Genomic DNA, 530 nt, shown 5'->3' with positions numbered 1-530 from the left:
CAAATTATGAAGTTTAAATTTTTAGTATTACTTGCTTTTATAGTACTTTTTTTAGGATGTGAAAAAGAGCAAGAAGCTATCGACGATGATGGCGAAGAGCAAATTGAAAATAACATTTCAATAGAAAATGACGATATAAACACCTATGAGGTCGTTACATTTAATATTGTTGGTACTAACTTAAATGATTCTTACACAGCTAAACTAGGAAACACAGATGTAATTCTCAATAAAATAGACGATACAACATTAGGTCTATTAATACCAGCTATTGATAATGGAACATATACTTTAGATTTTGAACTAGGCAATATAGATATAAATGTTACTCAAACTACATTAGAAAAAGCCAAAGAGGTAGTCTTAGATGAATATAAGGCTATGGTTGAAGAAAACTTTTCACCTACAACAACAATTCCAAAATCACAGGGAGCTGCTATTCTTGAGAATATTTTTGCAAATGCCACTGAAGACGAAAAACAGGCGATAGCTCTTTTTTTTGAAGCGAATAATGAAGTTTTTAACGAAAT

Annotated in this window: 1 protein-coding gene; it reads left to right on the top strand. The window is 30.4% G+C overall.

Going from position 1 to position 530, the window contains the following annotated elements; translation table 11 throughout:
* Window positions 1-6 precede the first annotated feature (6 nt).
* A partial coding sequence (locus tag MWU65_RS17535) for a hypothetical protein (protein WP_247079969.1) occupies window positions 7-530 on the top strand: 524 nt, incomplete at its 3' end.

Origin of the sequence: Cellulophaga sp. F20128 (assembly GCF_023015805.1) — a bacterium.
Lineage (GTDB): Bacteria > Bacteroidota > Bacteroidia > Flavobacteriales > Flavobacteriaceae > Cellulophaga.
The sequence above is the reverse complement of the archived record's forward strand: the minus strand, read 5'-3'. Positions and strand labels throughout refer to the sequence as shown.